Genomic DNA, 25755 nt, shown 5'->3' on the forward strand with positions numbered 1-25755 from the left:
CATGACCAGTACCGACACGACCGACAACGCCGTCGTCCCCGTCGACCCCGCCGACGCCCTGCTCGCGGAAGCCCGTCGCCTCGACGCCGCCGACCCGCTGGCCCACCACCTGGAGGCGTTCGCCGACGCACCGGGTGTGCAGGCCTACCTGGACGGCAACTCGCTCGGCCGCCCACTGCGCGACACCGCCGACAAGGCGGCGGCGTTCATCCGTGACGACTGGGGCACGCGACTCATCCGCTCGTGGGACGAGCAGTGGATGGAGCTGCCGATGCAGCTCGGCGACCGCATCGCCCGTGTTACCCTCGGCGCCGCCGCGGGTCAGACCGTCGTCGCCGACTCGACGAGTGTCATGCTGTACAAGCTCATGCGCGCCGCTGTCGCCGCACGGCCCGGTCGCGATGAGATCGTCATCGAGGCCGGCAACTTCCCGACCGACCGCTTCATCGCCGCCGGCATCGCCCAGGAGACCGGGTCGACGCTGCGCTGGGTGGAGCCCGACCCCGTCCGCGGTGTGACGGCCGATGATGTGGCATCCGTCGTCGGTGAGCGCACCGCGCTCGTCGTGCTCAGCCACGTCGACTACCGGTCGGGGGCCCTGGCCGACATGCCGTCCATCACCCGCGTCGTCAAGGATGCCGGAGCGCTGATGCTCTGGGACCTGTGCCACTCGGTGGGCGCGGTGCCGATGAAGCTCGATGAGTGGGGTGTCGACATGGCGGTCGGCTGCACCTACAAGTACCTCAATGGCGGACCGGGGTCGCCGGCCTTCGGTTACCTGCGCGCCGAGCTGCAGGGCACGGTGCTCCAGCCGATCCACGGCTGGTGGGGCGCAGCCGACATCTTCGCCATGGGACCCGAGTACCGTCCCGAGGGCGGCATCCGTCAGCTGCTCAGCGGCACTCCGCCGGTGCTGTCGATGCTGGCCATGCAGGGCATGCTCGACCTCATCGAGGCCGAGGGCATGGCCTCGGTGCGAGCGAAGTCGATCACGTTGACCGACTTCGCCGTGCGGGCATACGACGCGCTGCTCGCCCCGCTGGGCGTGACGCTGCAGTCGCCACGCGAGGCCGCGCACCGCGGTGGTCACATCACGATCGGACATGAGAGCTTCCGCGAGGTCACCCAGAAGCTCTGGGCCGACGGAGTGATCCCCGACTTCCGCTTCCCCGATGGCATCCGCCTGGGGCTGTCGCCGCTGAGCACCTCTCATGAGGAGACGCTGCGCGGCGTGCTCGCCGTGCGCGACGCCCTGGCATGACCACTTCTGCGGTGGGGGTAGCCGTGCTCGACGACATCGATGCGCGGCCCGGCAGCACGACGTCGCTGCTGCGGACGCTGATCGGCGTGCATCTGCGTCCGCTGGGCGGCGTGATCTCATCCGCCGCGCTGGTGCGCCTGGCGGGTGACCTCGGCATACCGCCGGCGCGCGCACGCACGGCGATCACGCGGCTCAAGCAGCGCGGTCTTCTGCTCAGCACATCGGGGGGCTACGCGATCAACCCTGCCGCCCTGCCGATGCTGCGGCGCGGCGACCGCCGCATCTTCGACGTGCGCACCATGAGCGAGGACGATGGGTGGATGCTGGTGTCGGCGACCGTCCCCGAGTCGCGCCGTGACCTGCGCCACCAGCTGCGCCGCCGCCTGCTGTACCTCGGTGCAGGGTCGGTCGCGCCGAGTCTGTGGATCCTGCCCGGGCATCTGTTCGACGAAGCGCACGAGCTGCTGCACGAGATCGGAGCGCGCGAGTACGCCACGCTGTTCCTCGCGACAGATCCGCAACCGTCGCGCCCTCTGCCCGAGGCCGTCGCCGACTGGTGGGACCTCGTGGCGCTGCGCGCCGAGCACGACCGATTCCTGGCATCCGTCGACGCGCTCGACCTGACGCGCCCCTTCGCCGCGCACTTGGGTCTGATCGACAGCTGGCGCGTGCTGCCGTACATCGATCCAGGGTTGCCGACCGCGCTGCTTCCGGCGGACTGGCCGGGTGCGCGCAGCGTCGAGACGTTCCAGCGTCTGCACGCCGAGCTCGCCGCACGTGCCGCCGACCACGTGCGCGCGGTAGCCGCAGATGACCGCCCGGTGACTCCCCCGGCTCGATAACCTCAGAGCGTGTCATCGTTCGCCCCGCTGCAACGGCTGGTCCTCACCGTCGCGATCATCGCCTCGTTCGTCACGTTCCTCGACGGCACGGTGGTCACCGTCGCGCTTCCGGCGATCAGCTCCGAGTTGGGCGGAGGCATCACCACGCAGCAGTGGACCGTCGACGCGTATCTCATCACCCTGAGCGCGTTGATCCTGCTCGCGGGCTCGCTCTCGGACGCCTACGGCCGCGTGCTGATCATGCGTATCGGGCTGATCGCCTTCGGGGTCTCGTCGGTCGCTGTCGCCGCGTCGGTCGACCCGCTCATGCTCGTCGTCTCTCGTGCCGCGCAGGGTGCAGCGGGCGCACTGCTGGTGCCCAGTTCGCTGGCACTGATCACGGCGACGATGCGCGGCGAACTGCAGGCACGCGCAATCGGCGTGTGGACGGCGTTCACCACGGGGGCGATGGTCGTGGGTCCGCTGATGGGCGGATTGTTCGTCGATCTGCTGTCGTGGCGGCTCGTCTTTCTCATCAACGTCGTGCCGATCGCGGTGACCCTGGTGCTGCTGGGCCGGCTGCACCTGCCCGAGCATCCGCGCGGCGCACGCGTGGACTGGCTCAGCGGAGCATTGTGCGCCGTCGGTCTCGGCGCCGTCGTCTTCGCGCTGATCGAGCAGCCGTCGCTGGGCTGGGACTCACCCGCGATCTGGATGCCGGCTGTCGGTGGTGCGGCGCTGTTCGGCTGGTTCCTGTTACGGCAGCAGCGGTCGGATGCCCCGATGATGCCGCTGTCGCTGTTCCGCGTGCGCAACTTCGGCTGGGGCAACCTCGCGACGTTGTTCGTCTACGCCGCCCTCGCGCTCAACGGCTTCGTCGTCAGCGTCTACCTGCAGCAGGGCGCGGGCCTGACGGCCACCGCGGCCGGGCTCGCGAGCCTGCCGATCACGCTGCTGATGATCGTGCTCAGCTCGCGCGTCGGCACGTGGGCGGGCCGGCTGGGTCCTCGCGTGTTCATGACGGTGGGGCCGCTGACGATGGCCGCGGGCGCCCTGCTGCTGCTCTCGGTCACAGAGCAGTTCAGCTACTGGTGGCAGGTGCTGCCGGCGATGCTGCTGCTCGGCGTCGGGTTGTCGCTGACGGTCGCTCCGCTGACGTCGTCGATCCTCGGGGCGATCGACGCCGAGCACTCGGGGATCGCCTCGGCGATCAACAACGCGATCTCGCGCGTCGCGGGTCTGATCGTCGTGGCCATGCTGTCGACGATCGTGGGCGGCGCGCTCGATCTCGACGGCTTCCACAGTGCGGCGCTCGTCACCGCGGCGCTGTTCGCCCTCGGCGGGGTGGTGTCGTGGATCGGCATCCGCCGAAACCCTGCGGATGCCGCCGACGTCACACGCACCACCACCACCGACCACTGAGAGTCACTCAGCCGCGCCGACGCACAGCCCCCGCCAGCAGATCGAGCGCCTCAGCCGTGGCACCCCACCCCATGCAGGCATCGGTGACGCTCTGCCCACGCACGAGCCCTGCGGGTCCCTGCGCCACATCGAGCTTCTGCGCCCCGGCAATGAGGTTGCTCTCCAGCATCACACCGGCGATGGCGTCGCCTCCCGCCGCGATCTGCTCGGCGATCTCGGCGACCACCTCTGCCTGACGCACGTGATCCTTGCCGCTGTTGGCGTGACTGGCATCCACGATGACGCGCGAGGTCAGCCCCGCCGCCGAGAGCCGCTCGGAAGCGCGGCGCACGTGGTCGGCCCCGTAGTTGGGACCATCGGCGCCGCCGCGCAGGATCACCGAGGTGTCGGGGTTGCCCGTGGTCGAGACGAGGCTCGCGCGCCCATCGGCTCCGATGCCGAGGAAGGCCTGCGGAGCGGATGCCGCGGATGCCGCGTCCAGTGCGACCTGCAGTCCGCCGTCGGTGCCGTTCTTGAACCCGATCGGCATCGACAGCCCCGACGCGAGCTGCCGGTGGATCTGGCTCTCGGTGGTGCGCGCCCCGATCGCCCCCCAGGTGACGAGGTCGGCCGTGTACTGCGGGCTGATCGGCTCGAGGAACTCCGTACCGCACGGCATCCCCAGCGCCGTGACGTCGCGCAGGAAGCCGCGCGCCAGGCGCAGTCCGGTCTCGATGTCGTGGCTGCCGTCGAGGTGCGGGTCGTTTATGAGGCCCTTCCACCCGACCGTCGTGCGGGGCTTCTCGAAGTACGCGCGCATCACGATGAGCAGTTCGTCGCGGTGGCGGTCCGCCTCGCGCACCAGCCGGCCGGCGTACTCGAGCCCCGCCTCGGGGTCATGGATCGAGCAGGGGCCGACGACCACCAGCATCCGATCATCGCGACCGTCCATGATCGCGCGCACCTCGTCGCGGGTGCGCGCGACGAGGGCGCCGCGTTCCGCGCCGAGCGGCAACGTCGCGGCGACGGACTCCGGTGAGGGAAGTGCGGTGAAGCCGGTGACGTGCAGATCTGCGGTCTGGTCGGGGGCGGTGCGGATGCTGTGCATGGGTCCTGTCCTGTTCGTGATGGTTCACGACGGACCCGCGCAGAGCCCGCCGAAACGGCGAAAGCCAGAGCAAAATGCTCTGGCTTGTCGGCTCTGAAGGTTGTCGGTGCGCGCTACTTCGGCGCCGGCCCCTCCAGAGCCGACTCAAAATACGCATACCAACGGTTGGTCATGCAGATACCGTAGCGCATTCCTGCGTCGCCGCGTGCACGTGCGTCGTCGAAACGGTGTAGCTGGTCAGTGCGACTCCCGCCACCGCGGCGGGCACGCGGTCGTGTCGGCGGTCTTGTGCGGATCGCGACTGCCGAACGATGACCGGCCGGGAAAGGATGGAAGGGGCGGCGCATGGCCGCCCGGATGGAGGAGAAGTCATGCCACGCACCTACGTCGTCACCGGGTCCGCCTCGGGCATCGGGGCCACGACCACGAGAATCCTGCGAGAGCGCGGCGAGCGCGTGATCGGGATCGACCTGCGCGACGCCGAGGTCGAAGCCGATCTGTCGGGCGCCACAGGGCGGGTGGAAGCGGCCGCGAAAGCCCTCGAGCTGGCGGGCGGCACGATCGATGCCGTCATCGCGTGCGCGGGGATCTCGGCGCCGATCCCGGCCACGATCTCGATCAACTACTTCGGCGTGACCGAGTTGCTCGAGCACCTGCGACCGGGCTTGGTCGCTTCGGATGCCCCGCGCGTCGCCGTGGTGTCGTCGATGGCCTCGCTGCAGCCCAACTCGCGCGAGATGGTCGAGGCTGCACTGGCCGGTGACGAGGCGAAGGCGATGCAGATCGCAGCAGACCTGGCCGCGCAAGGGCCCGAGGTCGGGTACCTCGTGTACCCGTCGTCCAAGCGCGCCCTCGCTCGCTGGGTGCGCCGCAGCTCGATCACACCCGAGTGGGCAGGCCACGGCATCCCGGTCAACGGTGTCGCCCCCGGCACCGTGCTGACCCCGATGACCGAGAAGCTGCTGTCGACGCCCGAGGGGCGGGCGATGGTCGACGCCGCCGTGCCGATGCCGCTGAACCACCACCAGCCGCCCGAGTCGATCGCGCACCTGCTCATCTGGCTGACCAGCGTCGAGAACTCCCACATGGCGGGGCAGATCATCTACGACGATGGCGGAGCCGATGCCTCGCTGCGCGGCGATGACATCTGGTCGTGGAACGACCCGGCCTGATCCCGGTTCTCACACGAAGGCGGTCCCGATGACGGGGCCGCCTTCGTGCGTTCTGACGCAACCTCGCAGTGCCGTGCCGTATCTGACATGTGCTATGTTACAGACGGGCCGAAGGGCTCATGCCCGTCGATGCCGCGGGCGCCACCCGATTCAAGGATTCAAGGACGATCTATGACTCGTAAGAAGACCCTGCTGACGCCTCTGCTCATGGCTTCGGCGGCCGCGCTCGTTCTCAGCGGATGCTCCGCCGCAGACGGCTCGCCGTCAACCGGCTCGGGCGAGCCCCAGACCGGCGGCACGCTCAAGGTGCTCTCCAACGGAGACATCGACCACCTCGACCCGCAGCTGATCGCGTACGTCCCCACGAACAGTCTGATCCGATCGATCTCGCGCTCGATCCTCGGGTACGAGGCATCCAATGACGAGACCGAGCGCTCGCAGCTCGTGGGCGACCTCGCAACCGCCGTGCCCGAGCCCGAGGACGACGGCCTCACCTACACGATCACCCTGCGCGACGGCGCCAGCTGGGATGCACCCGACGGCGCCCGCGAGATGGTCTCGGGCGATGTCGCGCGCGGAATCGAACGCATCTGCAACCCGTACATCGGCGCCGCACTCGGCGGCTACTTCACCTCACTGATCAAGGGCATGGCCGAGTACTGCGACGGCTTCTCGGCCGTCGCCCCCGAGGTCGAGCCGATGAAGGAGTACATCGAGTCGAACGACATCAGCGGCATCGAGACGCCCGACGACAAGACCGTCATCTTCCGCCTCGTCGAGCCGGCATCCGACTTCACCTCGATGCTCAGCCTCGCCACCGCGAACCCAGCCCCGATCGAGGCGCTCGACCACCTGCCCGACTCCCCCGAGTTCCGCAACAGCTTCGTGTCCTCGGGCCCGTACCGCGTGGCCGAGCACAAGCCCGACGTCAAGCTCACCCTGGAGCGCAACCCGTCGTGGAATGCCGACAGCGACCCACTGCGCAAGGCCTACGTCGACGCGATCGAGATGACGATGGGCAGCGAGGTGGATGCCGCAATGCAGCAGCTGCAGGCCGGATCGGCCGACATGCTGTTCGACCTGCAGCCGAGCCCGGCGAACATCCAGCAGCTGACGGCGATGGGCGACGAGAAGTTCTCGACGCTCGAGAACGGCGGCATCGACCAGTTCTTGTGGTTCAACACCAAGACCGACAACAACGACAGCGCCCTGCAGAAGGTCGAGGTGCGCCAGGCCCTGCAGTACGCGATCGACAAGTCGGCGGTCGTGCAGGTGATGGGCGGTGAGGAGATCGCCACCGTGACCAACGGCATCTTCGGCCCCGGCATCAACGGCCACAAGGCGTACTCGCTCTACGGTGACGGCGATGGAAAGGCCGACCCCGAGAAGGCGAAGGAGCTGCTGGCCGAGGCGGGCGTCGAGAACCTCACGCTGAAGTTCCCCTACCGAAACCTCGGCTCGCAGCCCGACATCGCGCAGACCGTGCAGGCGAGCCTGGAAGCGGCCGGTATCACCGTCGAGCTGTTCCCGGTGCCACCCACCGACTACTACGCGAACTTCATGACCAACCGCGAGAACGCCAGCGGAGGTGCCTGGGACATCGCGCTGGTCGGCTGGTCGCCGGACTGGGTCGGCGGCGCCGCGCGCAGCGTCTTCCAGCCGCAGTTCAGCTTCGACGGCACCCCGCAGGCCTACAACTACGTCGACTACAACAACGACGAGGCCAACGACCTGGCCGCCCAGGCGCTGGCCGCGGGCTCACCGGAAGAGGCCGCAGGGCTGTGGCACGAGGTCGACCAGACCGTTATGAACGACTCACCGATCGTGAGCATCGCCGCCAAGAAGAAGGCGAACTACCACTCCGAGCGGGTGCAGAACTTCGCCATCTACGCCCTGTCGCAGAACGGCGACTGGACCAACGTCTGGCTGAACAAGTAGTCGCACCTGACGGATGCCGCTGCGGCGCCACTCCCGGCGCCGCAGCGGCCGCATTCTGAGGAGGATCGCATGTCGATTCTGGAAGTGTCCGGGCTGCACGTCGACATCCCGACCGAGAACGGCACCGTGCACGCCGTCAAAGACGTGTCGTTCGACGTCGCCGAGGGCGAGTTCTTCGGCATCGTCGGCGAGTCCGGGTCGGGCAAGTCGGTGCTGGTGCAGTCAGTGATGGGACTGATCCCGAAAGCCGTGACCACGGGGAGCGTCCGATTTCAAGGCGACGATCTGCTGACGCTGCCCTCCGAGCGGTTGCGCCGCCTGCGGGGCAAGGAGATCAGCATGATCTTCCAGGACCCGCTCTCCAGCCTGCATCCGCAGTACACGGTCGGCTGGCAGATCGTCGAGCAGATCCGGGCCCACGAGAAGGTCTCGAGGCAGGCCGCGAAGGCGCGGGCGATCGAGCTGCTCCGGAAAGTGCACATCGCCGACGCCGCCTCGCGCTTCGACGCGTATCCCCACCAGTTCTCGGGCGGTATGCGCCAGCGCGTCATGATCGCAATGAGCCTGTCGCTGGATCCGAAGCTCATCATCGCCGATGAGCCGACCACGGCGCTCGACTCGACAGTGCAGGCGCAGATCCTGCAGCTGCTGGGCGAGATGAAGGACGACTTCGGGGCGACGGTGCTCATGATCAGCCACGATCTGGGTGTGATGGCGAGCGTCGCCGACCGCGTGATGGTCATGTACCACGGCGAGCAGGTCGAGCTCGGCCGCAGCGCGCAGGTGCTGCGCACACCCCGTGAGCAGTACACGATCTCGCTCATCGAGTCGTCGTCGTTCACGCAGAGCGAGCGACAGGCACCGCTCGGTCGCACGGCCGCTGCGACCGATGCGCCGGCCGATGACCCGGCACCGATCGCGCAGGTCTCCGAGGTGAGCCTGTCGTTCGCGCAACGACGCGGCGCGGAGCGGACGGTCCTGGACCGCATCAGCCTCGACGTGCGCCGTGGCGAGACCCTCGGGCTGGTCGGTGAGAGCGGATGCGGCAAGACCACGCTCGCCCGCACGATCGCCGGTCTTGTGCGCCCCTCGGAGGGGACGGTGCGCTTCGACGGCAGGGATCTCGCCGAGGTACGCGGAGCCGACTGGCGCAGGCTGCGCCAGCGCGTGCAGGTGGTGTTCCAGGACCCGTTCTCATCTCTGAATCCCAAACGCCGGATCGGTTCGATCGTCGAGGACCCTCTGCGGATCCACCGAGTCGGCAACGCCCGTCAGCGCCGGGAGCGCGTGCTCGAACTGCTCGAGCAGGTCGGTCTCGACCCGGCCCACTACAACCGTTTTCCCGCACAGTTCTCCGGCGGCCAACGGCAGCGCATCGGCATCGCGCGGGCCATCGCCCTGAACCCCGACCTCGTGATCCTCGACGAGCCCGTCTCAGCGCTCGACGTGACCGTTCAAGCTCAGGTCCTGCAGCTGCTCGACGATCTGCAGCGCGACCTGGGGCTGACCTACCTGTTCATCTCGCACGACCTCGCCGTCGTCCGACACATGTGCGACCGCATCGCCGTGATGGAGAACGGGCGGATCATCGAACTCGACGACGCCGAGACCATCTACCGCACACCGCGCGAACCTTTCACCAAGAAGCTGCTCGCCGCATCGTTCCTCGAAGCCGTGGGCACGAACAGACAGGGCCCGACGTTGCAGGAGGTCAGCGCATGAGCGTCTTCTCCAAAGAGACACTGACTCTGCTCGTGCCGTCCCGCGGAGCCGAGCAGGCCGCCAATGAGGCCAAGAACTCGTGGCAGCTGACCATGAGGCGCCTGCGTCGCGACCCCGCGAGCATCGCCTCGGCGGTTGTGATCGTGCTGATCGTGCTCTTCGCCCTCCTCGCGCCGGTGATCGCGCAGTGGACCGGACACGGACCGACCGAGCAGTTCCGCGAGACCGGGTTGTCTCCCTCCGGCATGCCGGTGGCCCCGAATGGCGAGTTCCTCCTGGGCACCGACCAGCTCGGTCGCGACGTGCTGGTGCGGCTCGCCTACGGCGCGCAGGTGTCACTTCTCGTCGGCGTGGCCGCCTCACTCGCCGCATCGGCCATCGGCATCCTCGTCGGCATGACGGCAGGCTTCGCCGGCGGTGTCGTCGACACCGTGCTCAGCCGCCTGATCGACCTCGTGATGAGCGTGCCGTTCCTGCTGGTCGCGATCGCGACGGTCTCGGTGCTCGGCCCGAGTCTTCAACTCTCGATCGCCGTAATCGTGTTCTTTAGCTGGGCAGGACTCGCCCGCGTCATCCGGGGTCAGGTGCTCGCGCTGCGTGAGCGGGAGTTCATCGAGACGGCCCGCTCGATGGGTCAGTCCGGCGTGGCGACGATGTTCCGCGACGTGCTGCCGAACCTGGTGGTCCCGATCGTCGTGTACACGACCCTGATGATCCCCGCGGCGATCGTGTTCGAGGCGACGCTGTCATTCCTGGGTCTGGGCATCGTGCCGCCGACCCCCAGCTGGGGCAACATGCTCGCGGATGCCGCGAACGGGTCCATGTACATGGTCGCACCCTGGATGGTGCTCGTCCCCGGACTGGCCCTGCTGACCCTCACCCTCACGTTCAACCTGCTGGGCGACGGTCTGCGCGACGCGCTCGACCCGTCATCGACGAAGGGAGCCCGGGCATGATCCGCTACATCCTCTCGCGCATCGGCTTCGGCCTGCTGGTGCTGTTCCTGCTAAGCATCTTCGTCTTCGTGCTCTTCTACGTCACGCCGTCCGACCCGGCCCGCATCATCGCCGGCGACAAGGCCACCGAAGAGCTGATGGCGCAGATCCGGGTGAACCGCGGGCTCGACAAGCCGATCTGGGAGCAGTACCTGATCTTTCTCGGCAGCCTGCTGCAGGGCGATCTCGGGTACTCGTACCGCTCGAGCCTGCCGGTGGCCGAGCTGGTGATGTCCCGCATTCCGGTGACGATGTCGCTGGTGTTCGGCGGGGTCGTGGTCTGGCTCGCGATCGGCATCCCGATCGGTCTCGCCTCGGCCAAGCGCCCCGGCAGCGTGCGAGACCGGCTCGGACAGGCGTTCGCGCTCGTCGGCATCAGCTTTCCGACATTCGTGCTCGGCATGCTCGCGCTGTACACGCTGTACTTCCTGCCCACTCGCTTCGGGATCACACTGTTCCCCCCGTCCGGCTACGTTCCCTTCACGACCGATCCGCTGCAGTGGGCCTGGCATCTGATGCTCCCGTGGCTGACGCTCGCGCTCGTAACGGCGGCCGTCTACGCGCGGCTGACCCGCGGGCAGATGCTCGATGTGCTCGGCGAGGACTATGTGCGCACCGCGCGCGCGAAGGGCCTCACGGAACGCCGCGTGATCTATGTGCACGCGTTCCGCAGCGCGATGCCGCCGCTGGTGACGCAGCTGGGGATCGACATCGGCCTCATGCTCGGTGGCGTGATCGTCATCGAACAGGTCTTCGGTCTGCAGGGCGTGGGAGCGCTCGCGATCTCGAGCGTCTCGATGCAGGACCGTCCGGTGGTGATCGCCATCGTGCTGCTGGGCGGCGTCTTCGTGGCGGTGTCGAACCTCGTGGTCGACCTGTTCTACGCGCTGCTCGATTCCCGGGTGAGAACTCGTGCACACTGACGCCTGGTACTTCATCGGCGACGACATCGTCGCCCGCGACGTGTGGACGACCGTCCCGCTCGACTGGAACGATCCCGACGGCGAGACGATCGAGATCTTCGCCCGCGAGTTCGTCGCGGCCGAGCGTCGGAACGACGACCTGCCGTTGCTGCTGCATCTGCAGGGCGGGCCGGGCGGCAAAGGCACGCGCCCGCTGGGCCGCGATGCCTGGATGGATGCTGCGCTCTCGCGATTCCGGCTCATCATGCCCGATCAGCGCGGCACGGGGCGCTCGACGCCACTGTCGGGTGCGCAGTTCGCGAGCATGCCGGCCGGCGAGGCGGCTCGACGCCTCTCGTTGCATCGGGCGGATGCCATCGTGCGCGACTTCGAGGCGCTGCGCGCTACCCACTACGAGGGTCGGCAATGGTGGACGATCGGGCAGAGCTACGGCGGTTTTCTCACCCTGCACTACCTGTCGACGGCACCGCAGGCGATCGTCGCCTCGGCCGTGGCGGGCGGGCTGCCCTCGCTGCATCCGGACGCCGCCGAGGTCTACCGTCGCACGTTCCCGCGCGTGGCGGTCAAGAACCGGCTGTTCCGCGAGCGTGCACCACACCTGGTCGAGCGCATCGGGCGGGTGGCCGACCTGCTGGCCGACGACGAGGTGCTGTTGCCCGACGGCGACCGACTCACCGTGCGACGCTTGCAGACGCTGGGGCTGGACTTCGGCATGGCCCCGGGGCCCGACCGGGTGCACTGGCTCTTCGACGAAGCGTTCGCCGATCGCGCCGAGACGCGGTTGAGTGACACGTTCCTCGCCACGGTCGGTTCGGCGACGGCGTTCGCTACGAACCCGCTGTTCATCGCACTGCAGGAGAGCATCTACGGCACGGGCCCCACCGGGTGGGCGGCGCAGGCCGAGCGCGAGAGGCACGAGGAGTTCTCGGATACGGCCCGCCCGCTGATGTTCACGGGTGAGATGGTGTTTCCGTGGATGTTCGACGAGATCCGTGCGCTGCGCGGGTTCCGCGCGGGCGTCGAAGAGCTCGCGACGCGGGAGTGGCCCATCGAACTGTACGACCACGCGCGTCTGGGTGCGAACGAGGTGCCCGTCGAAGCAGTCGTCTACTTCGACGACATGTACGTCGATGCCGGACTCTCGCTCGACACGGCAGCACACGTGGGCGGTCTGCACGCCTGGGTGACCAACGAGCACGAACACGACGGCATCACGCGCGCCGGCGTTGCCGACCGTCTCTTCACCGCACTCGAGCGACGACTCGGGGGCACGGCGCGCACACGCTCGACCGACGATCAGGAGTGATGAATTGACCGGCACGCACGCTCACGGCGCCCGCTACGACGACACCGTCCATGTCGTGGACTGGGAGGGGAGCATCCCCAATCCGCGCTCGGCCACGACCGACCCTCGGATGCCGTCACTGGCGAAGGCTCCCGGCTTCGCCGAGTGGATGCGCACCGGCTGGGGTGACGCCGACCGCACGGCGCGGGTCGAGCCCGGCGCGGCCGACGCCGCCCGCCGGCACCGCGAGCGGCTGTCGCACGCGATGCCCGGGCAGTCGCTGGTCGTGCTGGCCGGACGCGCCCAGGCGCGGGTGCACGACAACTTCTTCGAGTTCCGGGCACACAGCGACTTCCTCTGGCTGACCGGATTCGCGGTCGAGGATGGCGTTCTGGTGATGACGCCCGCCGCGGGCGGTCACGATGCGACGCTGTACATCACTCCCCCGGCCCGTCCGGGTGCTGCGGCGTTCCACGCGGATGCTGCGCATGGCGAATTGTGGGTCGGCCCACTTCCGGGTGCGGCAGAGCTGGCATCCGCTCTCGATCTGAAGGTGCGTACGCTCGACGAGCTGAGCGTCCCCACCGACGCACTGATCGCGGGTCACGCCGTCGTCGGCGCCGGCACCGGCGCGCGTCTGGGCGGCCGCCACCGCTCACCGCTGCTCGCACGCACGCTGGCCGAACTGCGCGTCGAGAAGGATGCCTGGGAGCTGGCCGAACTGCGCTCAGCGGTGACCCACACGATCGATGGATTCGCCGCTGTGCGACGGGAGATCCCGCGCGCCGTCGAGTCCGGCGGCGAGCGCTGGCTGCAGGGCACCTTCGACCGGCATGCGCGGACGGTGGGTCAGGCGCCGGGGTACGCGTCGATCGTCGGGTCGGGGGCGAACGCCCCGATCCTGCACTGGGTCCGCGCGGACGGCCACGTCGATCCGGACGCCCTGCTGCTGCTGGATATGGGAGTGGAGAACCGCAGCGGGTACACCGCGGATGTGACGCGCACGATCCCCGCGAGCGGCCGCTTCAGCACGGCGCAGCGCGAGGTGCACGACCTCGTGGAACGCTCTCACCGGGCTGGGCTCGCCGCCGTGGCGCCGGGTCGGGACTGGCGTGATTTCCACACGGCGTGCATGGAGGTACTGGCGCAGGGACTGCATGACTGGGGCATGCTCCCGGTCTCGGTCGATGAGGCGTTGCACGCCGAGGGGCAGCACCATCGGCGGTACATCGTGTGCGGGGTCGGGCATCATCTCGGGCTCGACGTGCACGATTGCGGCGCCGCGTCGTACGCGCAGTACTTCGAAGCGCGGATGCGGCCGGGGATGGCACTGACCGTCGAACCGGGGCTGTACTTCCACGCCTGGGATGAGACTGTACCGCCCGAGCTTCGCGGCATCGGGGTCCGTATCGAGGACGATGTCGTCGTGACTCCCGAGGGCCATGAGGTGCTCAGTGCCGCTTTGCCGATCGATGCGGCGGGGCTGGAGCACTGGATGGATTCCGTCCTGTAGTATGTTACATGGCATAGGCGGCGCAGGTGCCGCCCCTGCCGGAAAGGAACAAGGATGTCTCAGAAGGCTCCCTGGCACGGCGTGATCGTCGCGTCGGCACTCCCGTTCACCGAGGATCTCTCCGTCGACTACGACCGGTTCGCAGAGCACGTGCGGTTCCTGGCCGACAACGGCTGCGACGGCATCGCTCCCAACGGCTCTCTCGGCGAGTACCAGAACCTGAGCGAGCAGGAGCGCGCGCAGGTCATCCGCACGGCGGTCGACGCCGCACCGAAGGGCTTCTCGGTGATGGCGGGAGTCGGAGCCTACGGCGCTCTGCAGTCCGCGCACTGGGCCGAGCAGGCGGCCGAGGCCGGCGCCGACTGCGTCATGCTGCTGCCCCCGAACACGTACCGGGCCAACCGTGAACAGGTCAAGCACCACTACGCGACGGTGGCCGCGGCCGGGCTCCCGATCGTCGGGTACAACAACCCGATCGACACCAAGGTCGACCTCGTTCCCGACCTGATCGCCGAGATTCACGCGGCGGGCCACATGGTGGGTGTCAAGGAGTTCACCGGTGATCCGCGCCGCATCTACGAGATCAAGGAGCTCGCACCCAGCATCGACATCCTGATCGGCACCGACGACAGCGTGCTCGAAGTCGGCATCGCCGGCGCCGTGGGATGGGTCGCGGGGTACCCGAACGCCATCCCGCGCGCGACGGTCGAGCTGTACCGCCTCTCGACGTCCGGCGATGTCCGCGATCTGGAGCGGGCGAAGGTGATCTACCGTGACCTGCACAAGCTGCTGCGCTGGGACACGAAGACCGAGTTCGTCGAGTCGATCAAGCTGTCGATGGACGTTCTGGGCCTGTACGGCGGCCCCAGCCGTCCGCCGCGCCTGCCCCTGCCGAAGGACGTCGCCGATCGAATCATCGCCGACACCGAAGAGGCCGCCGCAAAGGGCTACGGCGCCTGACCGGTGCTAGTTTCGTAGGCAGTGCCATACCAAATGGCACTGCCTACGTCTCTCTGATCGGCCAAACACATGTCGCAGTTCTCCGTCGTCACCCCGCTCCCGCCGGTGCAGAATCTCAGAGAGCGCGTGGAAGTCGCCCTCGAGGCCGCCATCCGCTCGGGAGAGATGCCCGCCGGTGAGCTGTTCTCGGCCCCGGCGCTGGCCGCACGGTTCAACGTGTCGGCGACCCCGGTGCGCGAGGCGATGCTCAACCTCGAGAAGCTCGGCTTCGTCGAGGCCGTGCGCAACAAGGGGTTCCGTGTCACCACGGTTCGCGACGAGGACGTCGCCAACATCGTCGCGGTGCGCCGCCTGCTCGAGCCGCCGCTGATGCGTCAACTCGCCGGCGAGATCCCCACCCAGGCGTTCGCCGAGCTGCGCGAGACGGCCGATGCCATCGTCGCCGGCGCCGCACAGGGCGACCTCACGAGCTATCTCGAAGCCGATCGCGCCTTCCACGAAGCGGTCAATGCGCACAGCGACAACCCGCGGCTGACGAGCCTGATCTCGCAGCTGCGCAAAGAGACGCGTCTGCCCGGCCTGGCCGGCATGCTGGCGACGGAAGAGCTGTCGATCTCGGCCGCCGAGCACCACGAGCTGCTCGATCTTCTCGAAGCCGGTGACGGTGAACAGGCAGAGGCTGTCATGCATCGCCACATCGGCCACGTCATCGGCTGGTGGGCAGGCCGCGACGAGTCGGAGTCCTGAGCGCGCCGTCGAGGGCGTCGAGCTTGCGGCGGAACCAGTCGTCGTCGCGCCATCCGGCGAGGCGTGCGTGCGAGACGTCGTCCCACAGGCTGAACAGCAGTCGTCGCGCCTCACCACCCGCGGGGAGCGGATGCCGCGCCGCCGCGCGGTTCCACAGTTCGAGCTGCGGGGCCGCGTCGGCGAGGTGGAACAGGTCCATCTCGCGGTGGCTGAACCGCGCCGCGCCGGGGTCGATGACACCACACAGCGCTCCGTCGTCGTCGACGAGGAAGTTGCCCGCGTGGCAGTCGTCGTGGATGAACACGGGCGGATCGCCCTCGAGCGGGGCGAGGAGGTCGTCGATCAGCGTCACCGTGGCGTACAGCCCCTCTCGCACGTCCGTGGCGATCTCCTCCCCCTCGGCGGTGCCCAGCCACGACGACAGCACGGCGACGTCGGCGCGGAAGCTGTCGGCGAACCGCTCATGCGCACGCCCCTGCCTGTCGTCGAACGCCTCTCCCCGGTGAGCGGACCAGGCATCGACGAGGTCGACGATCTGCTCGGCGAGCGCGTCACGGGCATCCGATGCCGCGATCTCGACGTCGGCGACGGCGGTGCCGTCGACGTACGTCTGCACGATCGTCTCGGGCTCACCGCCCAGTTCCACCTGCATCACCCGCGGCACAGCGACCCCGCTGGGTGTCGCCGCCGCGAGCCGCGCGAGCGCTCGTGCCTCGCCTTCGGCGATGCCGCGGCGGTGGAAGCACTTCACGACCCGTCGCGAACCGTCGCCCAGATCAACGACGTGCACCTTCGCGTAGAACCCCTCGAAGGTGCGCTCGATGCGCGCGTGCGGGCCACAGAGGCGCTGGACGAGGGTGCGTGCGTCGACGGTCATCCCGCTATCGAACCACGGGACTCGTGCCGTCGGCGCGGTACGTCCGTCGGCACGGACTCGGCCGCGAGCGGGTCGGCGGATGCGCGCGACTGCGCCCACCGGTGATAGCGGCCGATCAACGGGACCGACGTGAGCGCGTGCAGCAGAATGCTGAGCGCCACGGTCGTGACGATCGTGGGGACGACGACGTCGTCGCCGGGCACCCCCTCACCGATCGCGATGAGCAGGAACACCAGCGATGCCAGCCCTCTGGGGCCGAACCAGCCGATGAAGGCGACCGTCGGCGCTCCCACGCGACGGCCGCTCAAGGCCAGCGCGACCGGCAGCATCCGCACCAGGGTCAGGCTCAGCAGGGCGTACAGCAGCACCTGCCATGTGATCAACGGCAACGCCAGCGTGACGGCGACGGCGCCGAAGATCACCCACGTCACCGCGGCGAGCAGGTCGCCGGCGCTCTCGGTGAACACGCCGGCGTGCGTGCGCGATGGGCCGGCCGCACGGCCGAACGCGAGTCCGCCGACGAACGCGGCGATGAAGCCGCTGCCGCCGAGAATCTCGGCGACCGCGAGCGCGCTCAGAGCGGCGATGAGTGGAAAGATCAGGCGCCAGCGCTCATCGAACCATCCCTTCGCTTCGGCCAGGCGGAACAGCATCCCGCCGGCGACGCCCGCGACCACCCCGGCGACGAGACCCCACCCGATCTGAGCGGCGACGTTCGCCGCCACGGCAGACGGGATGCTCGCCTCGAGCTCGGCGTTCGCGATCGACAGCGCAACGAGGAACAGCGGCACCACGATGCCGTCGTTCAGTCCGCTCTCGACGTCGAGGGCCTGGCGCACGCGCGGGGGTACGGCCTGGTCTTCGACGACCCGCTGCCCGAGCGCGGCATCGGTCGGCGCCAGCATCACGGCGATCAGGATCACCGAGATCACGGCGACATCGGGAAACACGAGCAGCCCCACGCCGATGCCCGCCGCAATCGTCAGCGGCAGGCCGATGAGCAGCAGCCGGCTGGGCCACATCACCTGTCGACGCAGGGCCCGCAGGTCGATGCGCATCGCGTCACTGAACAGCAGCAGCACGAGTGCCACCTCGGCGATGCGCTCGGCGACGGAGGGCTCGATGTCGAAGTCGAACGCCTCGGGCAGCACGACGGCGGCGAGCACGCCGACGACGGCGAGGAACAGCGCCGCGGTGACGCCCGCACGCTGCAGGCGTCCCGACAGCGCACTCCACACGCCGAGGGCGAGCAGCACGGTGAGCACGGCGGTCATGCTTCGGACGTTAGCGGAGTCCCGGTGGCTCGGCCAGCACCAGCGCGGACGTCACAGCGGCTCTGTGCTCGGCTCGCGCGATACGCACCATCTCGTCGCGTTCGACGACCTTGATCCGCGCGCGCTGCGCCTGCTCACCGAGCAGGCGTTCGTGTGCGTCGAGTCGGGCCCACCCGGCGCCGTCGGTGTGCACGATGCCCTTGCCCGAGAGAAAGGCCAGCACGGCATCCGGGTCGGGCGAGGGCGCGGGGGTGAGCCGGTCACGGTCGGCGAGCAGGTTGGCGATCGTCTCGGCCGCGTCGGACTTGGTGTGACCGATCAACCCCACCGGGCCGCGCTTGATCCAGCCGGTGACATAGGTGGCCGGCACGACAGCACCGTCGTCACCGACGACGCGCCCCGCACGATTCGGGATCACCCCGGCCTCGGCGTCGAAGGGCACCTCCGGCACTGCCGATGACAGGTACCCGACGGCGCGGTAGACCGCCTGCACCGGCCAGTCGGTGTGCTGTTCGGTCAGGTGCGCCGTGCCGTCGGCGCGCAGTTCGGTGCGCGCCGTGCGCAGCCCCTCGACCCGCTCGTCGCCGAGTACCGCCACCGGAGCTTCGCAGAAGTGCAGGTGGATGCGATGCGGCTTGTCGCCCGCAGGCTCGCCGAGCCACTGCATGAGCGTGTTGAGCACCTGTTTGGTCTGACGGTTCTGCTGGGCGGCGCGCTCGCCGGACTCGTCGATCTCGAAGCCCTCCGGGTGCACGACGACGTCGACGGTCGGCGAGTGCGCGAGCTCGCGCAGTTCGAGCGGAGTGAACTTCAACTGCGCGGGACCACGGCGCGCGAAGACATGGATGTCCGTGCCGCGGTTGGCCGCGAGCCCCGCATAGACGTTGTCGGGGATCTCGGTGACGAGTTGCTCGTGCGCGGTCTTGGCGAGCATCCGCGCCACATCGAGCGCGACGTTCCCCGCTCCGATGACGGCGACCTGCCGGGCATCCAGAGGCCAGTCCCGCGCCACGTCGGGATGCCCGTCGTACCACGAGACGAAATCGGCGGCGCCGAAGCTGCCGGGCAGGTGGATGCCGGGAATGTCGAGCGAACGGTCGGCCGCGGCGCCCGTGGCGAAGATGACGGCGTCGTAGAACATCCGCAGCTCATCCAGGGTGATGTCGCGCCCGTACTCGACGTTGCCGACGAAGCGGATGCCGGGTTTGGCCAGAATGAGCGACAGCGCGCGGATGATCTCCTTGATGCGCGGGTGATCGGGGGCGACTCCGTAGCGCACGAGCCCGTAGGGGGCGGGCAACCGGTCGAAGACGTCGACGCTGGCGCCGTCGTACTCGGCGGTCAGGATGTTGGCGGCATAGATGCCGGCCGGGCCGGCTCCGATCACTGCGACGCGCATAGCTGTCTCCTCAGGTGAAAGGGTGGTGGGCGCATCGCACCCACCACCCCATGAACGCTCTAATTAGGCAAGGCTAACCTAATGGCATCCGTTTGTTCGTCATTCGTATCGCAACGACGTCACCGGGTCCTGTCGCGCGGCACGCACCGCGGGCAGCGTTCCGGCGAGGAACGCCAGCAGCAGGATCGTCGCCACGGTCGCCGCGATGGCGACCGGCTCGAAGCGGAACAGCTGCAGCCCATCGAAGTCGGCCAGGAACGACCCGGCCATTCCCGCACTCACGCCGAGCGCTGCGAGCACGGCGAGCAGCACGCCGATCGTGCTGCCCAGCAGCCCGATGAACACCGCCTCGATCGAGAACAGGCCGAACACGTGACCGGAACCCAACCCGATCGCCTTCATCAGACCGATCTCACGGGTGCGCTCCTGCACCGACATGTACAGCGTGTTGACGATGCCGAAGGCGGCGGCGAGCAGCGCGATGATGGCGAAGGCGTTCAGCACGAACACGATGCCGTCGACCACCGAGGTGATCATGCCCAGCTGCTGCTGCACGGTCGACGACGCGAAGCCCGCGTCTGCCAGGCGATCCTGCAGCGCCTCGATCTCGGCATCCGTCGCCGCGGCATCGAAGTGCACGAACGCGTTCGTGTACAGGTCGGTGAGTTCATCGGCCATACCCAGCTGGTTCAGCGCCGAGATCGTCACCGCCGCCGAGCGATTGAGTGAGAGCACGTTGGTCGGCATGCCCATCGCGAACCCGTCGCCGATGACACCCGTGATGCGGGCGTCGAAGGCATGCGGGTCACCATCGGCATCCGACACTCCGAGCGTGAGCATCTCACCCACCGCACTCGACGCGTCGTCGAAGCCGAGGGCGTCGACGAACGCGGCCGGGATGGCGACCTCGGCGCGGCCGGACTCGTACGCGGGGGTCTCACCCTCGTCGAGCTGCAGGTTCTGGCCGGGCACGAGCTGCACGGCCATGATCGAGTACGGCGTCCCGCCATCGTGCGCGATGGAGTCGACGGTGGTCGAGAGCGTGGGCTCGACCGACTCGACCCCCTCGATGTCAGCGATATCGTCGAGGTCGTCCTGCGTGAGATAGCTCGCGGCGACCTGCGCACCACGTCCGTCTGCACCCGCCCGGTCGGCGGGCTCGTACTCCTGCGGCTCGTCCGACGGGGCCGCGTTCTGCTCCTTGTACGCGCTCATCACATCGCGCACGCCGAACCCATCGACCGTCTCGGTGATGTAGCCGTTGATGCCCGCGCCGAGCGCGCTCGTCAGGGTGAGGGTGAAGGCTCCGACGAAGATGGCGAGCACCGTGAGCAGGGTGCGGGTCTTCGAACGGAACGTATTGCCGACCGCCGTGCCGATCGTGTCGTTGATTCTCATCGGGTGACCTCCGGGGTGACGATCGCGCCGTCGTGGATCTGGATCTGTCGGCCGCACCGTGCGGCCAGTTCGTCGTCGTGCGTGACGACGACGAGGGTGATGCCGTGCTCGCGGTTGAGTCCGAACAGGATGTCTTCGACCACCTGCCCCGTACGCGAGTCGAGGTTGCCGGTGGGCTCGTCGGCCAGCAGGATGCGCGGCCGGTTGACCAGCGCCCTGGCGATCGCCACCCGCTGCTTCTGCCCGCCCGAAAGATCGACGGCCCGGTTGCGCGCCTTGTCGGCCAGCTGCACCTGCCGCAGCACCTCCATGCCGCGCTGCGCGCGCTCCCGCGCCGGCACGCCCGCGATCTTCAGCGGCATCGTGACGTTGTCGAGCACGGACTGCTTGGGCGTGAGGAAGAACTGCTGGAACACGAAGCCGAAGAGCCGGTTGCGGGCCCGGTTCAGCTGACGCGCGCTCATGCGTCCGGCATCCGCACCGTCGAGCATCACGGTTCCCTCGGTGGGGGCGTCCATGAGCGCGAGAATGTGCGTGAGCGTCGACTTGCCCGAGCCGCTCTTGCCGACGAGGGCGATGCTCTCCCCCTCGGCGATGTCGAGCGAGACGCCCTTCAGCGCCTCGAAACGGGTGGGTCCGCGGCCGTACGTCTTTCGCACGTCTCGCACGGACAGGACGGGTGTCGTCATTGCTGCTCCTCGGTATCGCGTCGGCGGTTTCGCCGACGTGTTCCACCCTCGCCGCGGCCGCCGAAGCGCACATCGCCCGAACGCGGGCATCGGTGTACCGCGATCGCAGTAGGCGGGAATGCCGCGTTGGGGGCATGAGCGCCGCGGCCAGGACCGGCATGCTGGAATGGTGAGTGTGACCCGCGAACCAGGACTGCGCGTGCCCGCCTGGGTGCACGATGTCGTTGCATCCGCGCTGATCGTGGCGTTCAACGCAGCGGTCGTCGCCTTCCGCCCGGGCGAGATCAGCCCCGCCTGGGTCGTGGCGACGAGTGCGCCCGCGGCACTGATGTTCGTGCGCCGACGCTATCCGCGCACCGTGCTCGCCGCGGTGATCGTGTGCAGCGTCGTGGCGACACTGCTTCCACCCTCGGGTGCGGGGACGATCGTCGCTCCCGCGTTCGCCCTGTTCTCGGCGGCGTCGGTGGTGCCGCGATGGCGCGGATGGATGCTGACGGCCGGCTGCGCAGTCGTGCTCGCCGTCGCCGTATCGGTGGGGCAGGATGTCTCGTTCGGTGCGGCACTGGCACAGTCCGGCCTGGTGTGCGGCATCGCGATGGCGCTGGCGGATGCCGCGCGCACGAGGCGCGCGTACACCGACGAGCTCACGCTGCGGGCCCTGCGGGCGGAGCAGACCCGAGAGGCCGAGGCCGCGCGTGCCGTCGCCGAGGACCGACTGCGCATCGCGCGGGACCTGCACGATTCGGTGGCGCACCGCATCTCGGTGATGAGCCTGAGCGCCGGCGTGGCCAGCAGCACGCTGGAGAGCAACCCTCAGGCCGCACAGGAGGCACTGTCGACGATCCGTTCCGCTTCGCGGGCCGTGCTGACCGACATCGGCGCCCTGCTCGGCTCGCTGCGCGAGCAGACGGTCGTCGGACTGGCATCGCTCGATGAGCTCGTCGGCGACTTCGCCACGGCGGGTCTCGAGGTCGACGTGCGCGTTGACGGTGATGTCGCGGCGTTGCCCGCACCGGTCGACGTGCTGGCGTATCGGGTGGTGCAGGAGGGGCTCACGAACGCGATGAAGCACGGCGATGGCGACGCGCGGCTGGGCATCACGGTCACTCCTGAGCAGGTGCGCGTCGAGGTGCGGAACCGGGTGGGCCCCACAGCCCCGACACACACCTCCGTGGGCGCGAGCTACGGCCTGCTCGGCATGCGCGAGCGCGTGGAGGAGGCAGGCGGGGTGCTCGAGGCCGGTCGGGTTGGCGACGAGCACGCGTTGAGTGTGCGCGTTCCGCTGGCTGCGCAGGTGCGCGCATGATCCGGGTGCTCGTGGTGGACGACCAGCCGTTGATCCGCGGCGCGGTGGCGCAGATCCTCGGGGCGGCGGCCGACCTCGATGTGGTCGGTGAGGCCGCCGAGGGCGGCACCGCGATCAGGATGGCACGCAGCATGCGTCCCGACGTGGTGCTGATGGACGTGCGGATGCCCGGTGTCGACGGCATCGCCGCGACCAGTGCCATCTGCGCCGAGCCCGACTTGTGTTCGACGCGGGTGCTCATGCTCACCACGTTCGAAGACGAGGAGAACGTCGCCGCCGCACTCCGAGCCGGAGCGAGCGGCTTTCTCGGCAAGGGCGCCGACCCCGACGAGATCGCCGACGCGGTGCGCACCGTCCATGCGGGCGAGGCGCTGCTCTCACCAGCCGCCACCCGCAGCCTGATCTCGCGCTACCTCGCCGGGCCCGTCACGCACGAACCCGGCGAGCAGCAGGTGCTCGATGAGCCGCTCACACCGCGCGAGCACGAGATCCTGCGGCTGGTCGCTCGCGGCATGTCGAACGCCGAGATCGCCGCCGATCTGGTGATCTCGCCGCACACCGCCAAGACGCATGTGAACCGCATCATGGCGAAACTCGGCGCGCACGATCGCGCCCAGGTCGTCGTGTGGGCGTACGAGAACGGTGTCGTGCGCGCCGGAGCGCGCTAGACGCAGCAACGCCGCGGTACTGACGGCGGCAGGCGGTCAGCCTTGGCGCCCCTTGAAACGGGGATTGAGCTTGTTGATCACGTACACCCGCCCCCTGCGCCGCACTACCTGTGCGCCGGGCTGATTCTTGAGCGACTTGATCGATGCGCGAACCTTCATATCCACCTCACTATTGAGAACCGTTATCATTCTCAATAGACATTACCGCAGTCGAGCCAGAAGCGAGCCTCCCTTGTCACCCATCGAGATCACACTGATCACCGGCCACCGCGATCAGAGCAGAGCCACCGTCGCCAGGCGTCGAGCACGCGAACAGCGGTGCACGCACGTCTCTGCGACGACACGGGGCCGCACATCCTCGATCGAGGATGTGCTTGACGTCGCCCACGCGACACCCGACGCAGGGCGGCTGGTCGCAGAGATCCCCGCCGACTCTCGCGTCGAGGCGGCCATCGGAGCGCTCGCGGGTGATGCGACGACGACACTGGTCGAGCTCGTGTGCGTCGTCGACGCCAAGACGTTCACGCAAGACCTCATGGCAGACGACTACATCACGGCATCCGATGCAGACGTCACCGTCTTCGTCGCACGAGCCCTGCGTCTCGTTCAGCACATCGAGCACGCGAGCACGGTACTGGTGTTCGACTGGGAGGCCGTCGCCACCCGAGATCTGTCAATGCTGCTCGCGGTGCTCAGCCACCTTGCACCGGCGGCGCGCATCGGACTCGATCGCGCGGGCGCGCCTGCCGGATTCCCCGCATACTCCGAGTCGACCCATCAACCGGGATGGGTGCATCTGCTCAACGACGAACACGACCCCCACATGCAGGATGCCAGGGTCAGCGCGTTTCGCTACGAACGACTGCGCCCGTTCCATCCAGAACGCTTGAACCGGCTACTCGAAGAGGATCTCGGCGAAGGACGCTACGGAGCGATCCTCCGTTCGGCGGGCTTCTGCCGGCTGGCGACGCGACCCGGCATCGTCGGCAGTTGGGATCAGGTCGGCCAGATGATCTCGCTCGCGCCACTGGTTCGCGACAACGACTCGCCCACTCCTCCCCTCGCCCTCGGACAGGACCTGGGCTTCATCGGCATCGACATGGACATCCCCCGCCTCACTGCCGGGTTGGACTCCGCGTTGCTCGATGATGACGAGCTCCTCTCAGACGCACGGACGTGGACCACATTCGGCGACCCGTTCCCCCGATGGGCGATCCACGCGCACTCCGACGACTAAACCGCCTTGGCGAAGACGACGCCCCGGTAGGCCTCGTCGCTCCAGCGCACCAGACGGTCGAGATCGTCGGGGCGCACGGGGAGCTCATGCGTATCCACCCAGGTCTCCCCCGTGTCGATGTTGATCCAGGGGTCCTCCACGACCAGCGCGTCGCCGACGCGCGCATGCGCGACGATCCAGTGCGGGCCCGTCTCGCCGTGCATCGGCTCTTCGTCGATCAGCAGCAGCGCCTGTTCACCGCCCTCGACGCGTTCGACGATCTCGGCGATGGCCACCCTGTCGCGGCGCACGGGAATGCCGCTCTCCCCCGCTTGCCGCAGCGAGTCCGCCTGCAGCTCGGCGCGGAAGGAGTGATCGAATCCTTCGAAGCCCTCCAGCAGTGCCGGGCCGTCGGTGTCGAGAGCGACCTCGATGCGGGCATCCCGCAGGTGCTCGTGCAGCGCGACCGCGAGACCGATCGGCTCGCATGCCGGATAGTTGCTCGCGCGGCGCCAGAAGCCGACCTCGACGTCCCGGTGGGACTGTTCGGCCGCGAAGCCGCCGGCGGCGCTTCCTTCGGCAGCGATCAGCGCGGCGACGGCGCCACACGTGAACAGCGTGGTCTGGGCGTAGTAGCCCCGTTCCTGATGCGTCGTCGGCACGAGCCAGCGGACGTACCCGTCGAACTGCTCGGTGCCGACCGCCGCCCACGGGCGACGCATCGCGATGAAGCCCAGCTCGTCGGTGAACGCGGGGAGCCCCTCCCCCGCCGGCACCTCCCATTTGACGGCGACGTCGCCGTCCGTCGCGCTCTGCGCGCAGACGCCCTCGATCAGCGCGCGTGCGGCGTCGTCGTCCGTCCACCACACATCACGGATCTTGATCGCCGAAGTGGCGGGACGGCCGCTGGTGAGCGCGGCGGCCTGGATCGTCCCGGCCTCGTCGCGGACGATCCAGGCGCACGGCCGGTACGCGGCGGGCGCGTGCCGCCAGCGCTCCAGGCGGTCGGGATCCACGAGGTCGACGAGCTCGGCGGCCACGTCGATCGGTGCGACGGCGCAGGCGCGGAGTGCTGTGGGCAT

Annotated in this window: 23 protein-coding genes; 15 read left to right on the plus strand and 8 right to left on the minus strand. The window is 68.8% G+C overall.

Going from position 1 to position 25755, the window contains the following annotated elements; all coding sequences use genetic code 11:
* Position 1: 1 nt before the first annotated feature.
* The 3 genes from PTQ19_RS13020 to PTQ19_RS13030 are packed head-to-tail and all read left to right on the plus strand — an operon-like array spanning position 2 to position 3504.
* Positions 2-1261, plus strand: a complete 1260-nt coding sequence (locus PTQ19_RS13020; RefSeq protein WP_274367627.1) for a kynureninase — start codon at positions 2-4, stop codon at positions 1259-1261.
* Positions 1258-2103 carry a PaaX family transcriptional regulator gene (locus PTQ19_RS13025; RefSeq protein WP_274367628.1) on the plus strand — a complete coding sequence of 282 codons (846 nt, stop codon included), beginning with the start codon at positions 1258-1260 and terminating at the stop codon, positions 2101-2103. The genes PTQ19_RS13020 and PTQ19_RS13025 overlap by 4 nt, the downstream gene beginning before the upstream one ends.
* A 9-nt stretch (positions 2104-2112) precedes the next feature.
* Complete coding sequence (locus PTQ19_RS13030) at positions 2113-3504, plus strand: MFS transporter (protein ID WP_274367629.1); 1392 nt, start codon at positions 2113-2115, stop codon at positions 3502-3504.
* Positions 3505-3511: 7 nt separating this feature from the next.
* On the opposite strand, the gene PTQ19_RS13035 is transcribed toward PTQ19_RS13030, so the two are convergent.
* Positions 3512-4591: a 3-deoxy-7-phosphoheptulonate synthase gene (locus PTQ19_RS13035; RefSeq protein ID WP_274367630.1), complete on the minus strand. Its 1080-nt coding sequence runs from the start codon at positions 4589-4591 to the stop codon at positions 3512-3514.
* A gap of 371 nt (positions 4592-4962) precedes the next feature.
* Here PTQ19_RS13035 and PTQ19_RS13040 point away from each other — a divergent pair, with 371 nt between their 5' ends.
* From PTQ19_RS13040 to PTQ19_RS13080, 9 genes are all read left to right on the plus strand, one after another.
* Positions 4963-5763, plus strand: a complete 801-nt coding sequence (locus tag PTQ19_RS13040) for an SDR family oxidoreductase (protein WP_179409982.1) — start codon at positions 4963-4965, stop codon at positions 5761-5763.
* A gap of 171 nt (positions 5764-5934) precedes the next feature.
* On the plus strand, positions 5935-7701 hold the full coding sequence (locus tag PTQ19_RS13045; protein WP_179409981.1) for an ABC transporter substrate-binding protein: 1767 nt from the start codon (positions 5935-5937) through the stop codon (positions 7699-7701).
* Between the two features lie 69 nt (positions 7702-7770).
* A complete protein-coding gene (locus tag PTQ19_RS13050) occupies positions 7771-9423 on the plus strand; it encodes an ABC transporter ATP-binding protein (protein ID WP_274367631.1) in 1653 nt (550 codons plus the stop codon).
* Positions 9420-10379 (plus strand): ABC transporter permease, encoded by a 960-nt coding sequence (locus tag PTQ19_RS13055; protein ID WP_179409979.1) that lies wholly within the window; start codon positions 9420-9422, stop codon positions 10377-10379. Before PTQ19_RS13050 ends, PTQ19_RS13055 begins: the two co-directional genes overlap by 4 nt.
* A complete protein-coding gene (locus PTQ19_RS13060; protein WP_274367632.1) occupies positions 10376-11341 on the plus strand; it encodes an ABC transporter permease in 966 nt (321 codons plus the stop codon). Before PTQ19_RS13055 ends, PTQ19_RS13060 begins: the two co-directional genes overlap by 4 nt.
* Positions 11331-12647, plus strand: a complete 1317-nt coding sequence (locus tag PTQ19_RS13065) for an alpha/beta fold hydrolase (RefSeq protein ID WP_274367633.1) — start codon at positions 11331-11333, stop codon at positions 12645-12647. The genes PTQ19_RS13060 and PTQ19_RS13065 overlap by 11 nt, the downstream gene beginning before the upstream one ends.
* 4 nt (positions 12648-12651) lie before the next feature.
* On the plus strand, positions 12652-14139 hold the full coding sequence (locus tag PTQ19_RS13070) for an aminopeptidase P family protein (protein WP_274367634.1): 1488 nt from the start codon (positions 12652-12654) through the stop codon (positions 14137-14139).
* 54 nt (positions 14140-14193) lie between these two features.
* Positions 14194-15099: a dihydrodipicolinate synthase family protein gene (locus tag PTQ19_RS13075; RefSeq protein WP_274367635.1), complete on the plus strand. Its 906-nt coding sequence runs from the start codon at positions 14194-14196 to the stop codon at positions 15097-15099.
* A 69-nt stretch (positions 15100-15168) separates the two neighbouring features.
* Complete coding sequence (locus PTQ19_RS13080; RefSeq protein WP_274367636.1) at positions 15169-15846, plus strand: GntR family transcriptional regulator; 678 nt, start codon at positions 15169-15171, stop codon at positions 15844-15846.
* On the opposite strand, the gene PTQ19_RS13085 is transcribed toward PTQ19_RS13080, so the two are convergent.
* The 5 genes from PTQ19_RS13085 to PTQ19_RS13105 all read right to left on the minus strand — a co-directional run bounded on the left by PTQ19_RS13085 (position 15806) and on the right by PTQ19_RS13105 (position 21483).
* Complete coding sequence (locus tag PTQ19_RS13085) at positions 15806-16723, minus strand: phosphotransferase (protein ID WP_274367637.1); 918 nt, start codon at positions 16721-16723, stop codon at positions 15806-15808. The two genes, PTQ19_RS13080 and PTQ19_RS13085, sit on opposite strands and share 41 nt — an antisense overlap.
* Entirely contained in the window at positions 16720-17997 is a 1278-nt protein-coding gene (locus PTQ19_RS13090) for a cation:proton antiporter (protein ID WP_274367638.1), read from the minus strand. Before PTQ19_RS13090 ends, PTQ19_RS13085 begins: the two co-directional genes overlap by 4 nt.
* A gap of 10 nt (positions 17998-18007) precedes the next feature.
* Entirely contained in the window at positions 18008-19396 is a 1389-nt protein-coding gene (locus tag PTQ19_RS13095; protein ID WP_274367639.1) for an FAD-dependent oxidoreductase, read from the minus strand.
* A 99-nt stretch (positions 19397-19495) separates the two neighbouring features.
* Entirely contained in the window at positions 19496-20794 is a 1299-nt protein-coding gene (locus PTQ19_RS13100; protein WP_274367640.1) for an ABC transporter permease, read from the minus strand.
* Positions 20791-21483, minus strand: coding sequence for an ABC transporter ATP-binding protein (locus PTQ19_RS13105; RefSeq protein ID WP_274367641.1), 693 nt, complete (start codon positions 21481-21483; stop codon positions 20791-20793). Before PTQ19_RS13105 ends, PTQ19_RS13100 begins: the two co-directional genes overlap by 4 nt.
* 175 nt (positions 21484-21658) lie before the next feature.
* Between PTQ19_RS13105 and PTQ19_RS13110 the strand changes: the two genes are divergently transcribed.
* Both PTQ19_RS13110 and PTQ19_RS13115 read left to right on the plus strand, forming a co-directional pair.
* Complete coding sequence (locus PTQ19_RS13110) at positions 21659-22789, plus strand: sensor histidine kinase (RefSeq protein WP_274367642.1); 1131 nt, start codon at positions 21659-21661, stop codon at positions 22787-22789.
* Positions 22786-23457, plus strand: coding sequence for a response regulator (locus PTQ19_RS13115; RefSeq protein ID WP_274367643.1), 672 nt, complete (start codon positions 22786-22788; stop codon positions 23455-23457). The genes PTQ19_RS13110 and PTQ19_RS13115 overlap by 4 nt, the downstream gene beginning before the upstream one ends.
* 36 nt (positions 23458-23493) lie before the next feature.
* Here the strand turns inward: PTQ19_RS13115 and ykgO are convergent, their stop codons facing one another.
* On the minus strand, positions 23494-23616 hold the full coding sequence (gene ykgO / locus PTQ19_RS13120; protein WP_023951906.1) for a type B 50S ribosomal protein L36: 123 nt from the start codon (positions 23614-23616) through the stop codon (positions 23494-23496).
* 73 nt (positions 23617-23689) lie between these two features.
* On the opposite strand from ykgO, the gene PTQ19_RS13125 reads away from it, so the two are divergent.
* Positions 23690-24694, plus strand: coding sequence for a GTP-binding protein (locus tag PTQ19_RS13125; protein ID WP_274367644.1), 1005 nt, complete (start codon positions 23690-23692; stop codon positions 24692-24694).
* Here PTQ19_RS13125 and PTQ19_RS13130 read toward each other — a convergent pair.
* A complete protein-coding gene (locus PTQ19_RS13130) occupies positions 24691-25755 on the minus strand; it encodes a peptidase C39 family protein (RefSeq protein WP_274367645.1) in 1065 nt (354 codons plus the stop codon). The two genes, PTQ19_RS13125 and PTQ19_RS13130, sit on opposite strands and share 4 nt — an antisense overlap.

This window comes from Microbacterium esteraromaticum, from assembly GCF_028747645.1.
In the GTDB taxonomy this organism is placed as follows: domain Bacteria; phylum Actinomycetota; class Actinomycetes; order Actinomycetales; family Microbacteriaceae; genus Microbacterium; species Microbacterium esteraromaticum_C.

What these genes read in the sequence shown, in the direction of transcription:
- PTQ19_RS13020 (WP_274367627.1), top strand. Translation starts at nt 2, where the DNA reads ATGACCAGTACCGACACGACCGACAACGCCGTCGTCCCCGTCGACCCC.
- PTQ19_RS13025 (WP_274367628.1), top strand. Translation starts at nt 1,258, where the DNA reads ATGACCACTTCTGCGGTGGGGGTAGCCGTGCTCGACGACATCGATGCG.
- PTQ19_RS13035 (WP_274367630.1), bottom strand. Translation starts at nt 4,591, where the DNA reads ATGCACAGCATCCGCACCGCCCCCGACCAGACCGCAGATCTGCACGTC.
- PTQ19_RS13040 (WP_179409982.1), top strand. Translation starts at nt 4,963, where the DNA reads ATGCCACGCACCTACGTCGTCACCGGGTCCGCCTCGGGCATCGGGGCC.
- PTQ19_RS13045 (WP_179409981.1), top strand. Translation starts at nt 5,935, where the DNA reads ATGACTCGTAAGAAGACCCTGCTGACGCCTCTGCTCATGGCTTCGGCG.
- PTQ19_RS13050 (WP_274367631.1), top strand. Translation starts at nt 7,771, where the DNA reads ATGTCGATTCTGGAAGTGTCCGGGCTGCACGTCGACATCCCGACCGAG.
- PTQ19_RS13055 (WP_179409979.1), top strand. Translation starts at nt 9,420, where the DNA reads ATGAGCGTCTTCTCCAAAGAGACACTGACTCTGCTCGTGCCGTCCCGC.
- PTQ19_RS13060 (WP_274367632.1), top strand. Translation starts at nt 10,376, where the DNA reads ATGATCCGCTACATCCTCTCGCGCATCGGCTTCGGCCTGCTGGTGCTG.
- PTQ19_RS13075 (WP_274367635.1), top strand. Translation starts at nt 14,194, where the DNA reads ATGTCTCAGAAGGCTCCCTGGCACGGCGTGATCGTCGCGTCGGCACTC.
- PTQ19_RS13080 (WP_274367636.1), top strand. Translation starts at nt 15,169, where the DNA reads ATGTCGCAGTTCTCCGTCGTCACCCCGCTCCCGCCGGTGCAGAATCTC.
- PTQ19_RS13085 (WP_274367637.1), bottom strand. Translation starts at nt 16,723, where the DNA reads ATGACCGTCGACGCACGCACCCTCGTCCAGCGCCTCTGTGGCCCGCAC.
- PTQ19_RS13090 (WP_274367638.1), bottom strand. Translation starts at nt 17,997, where the DNA reads ATGACCGCCGTGCTCACCGTGCTGCTCGCCCTCGGCGTGTGGAGTGCG.
- PTQ19_RS13095 (WP_274367639.1), bottom strand. Translation starts at nt 19,396, where the DNA reads ATGCGCGTCGCAGTGATCGGAGCCGGCCCGGCCGGCATCTATGCCGCC.
- PTQ19_RS13100 (WP_274367640.1), bottom strand. Translation starts at nt 20,794, where the DNA reads ATGAGAATCAACGACACGATCGGCACGGCGGTCGGCAATACGTTCCGT.
- PTQ19_RS13105 (WP_274367641.1), bottom strand. Translation starts at nt 21,483, where the DNA reads ATGACGACACCCGTCCTGTCCGTGCGAGACGTGCGAAAGACGTACGGC.
- PTQ19_RS13115 (WP_274367643.1), top strand. Translation starts at nt 22,786, where the DNA reads ATGATCCGGGTGCTCGTGGTGGACGACCAGCCGTTGATCCGCGGCGCG.
- ykgO (WP_023951906.1), bottom strand. Translation starts at nt 23,616, where the DNA reads ATGAAGGTTCGCGCATCGATCAAGTCGCTCAAGAATCAGCCCGGCGCA.
- PTQ19_RS13130 (WP_274367645.1), bottom strand. Translation starts at nt 25,755, where the DNA reads ATGCCCACAGCACTCCGCGCCTGCGCCGTCGCACCGATCGACGTGGCC.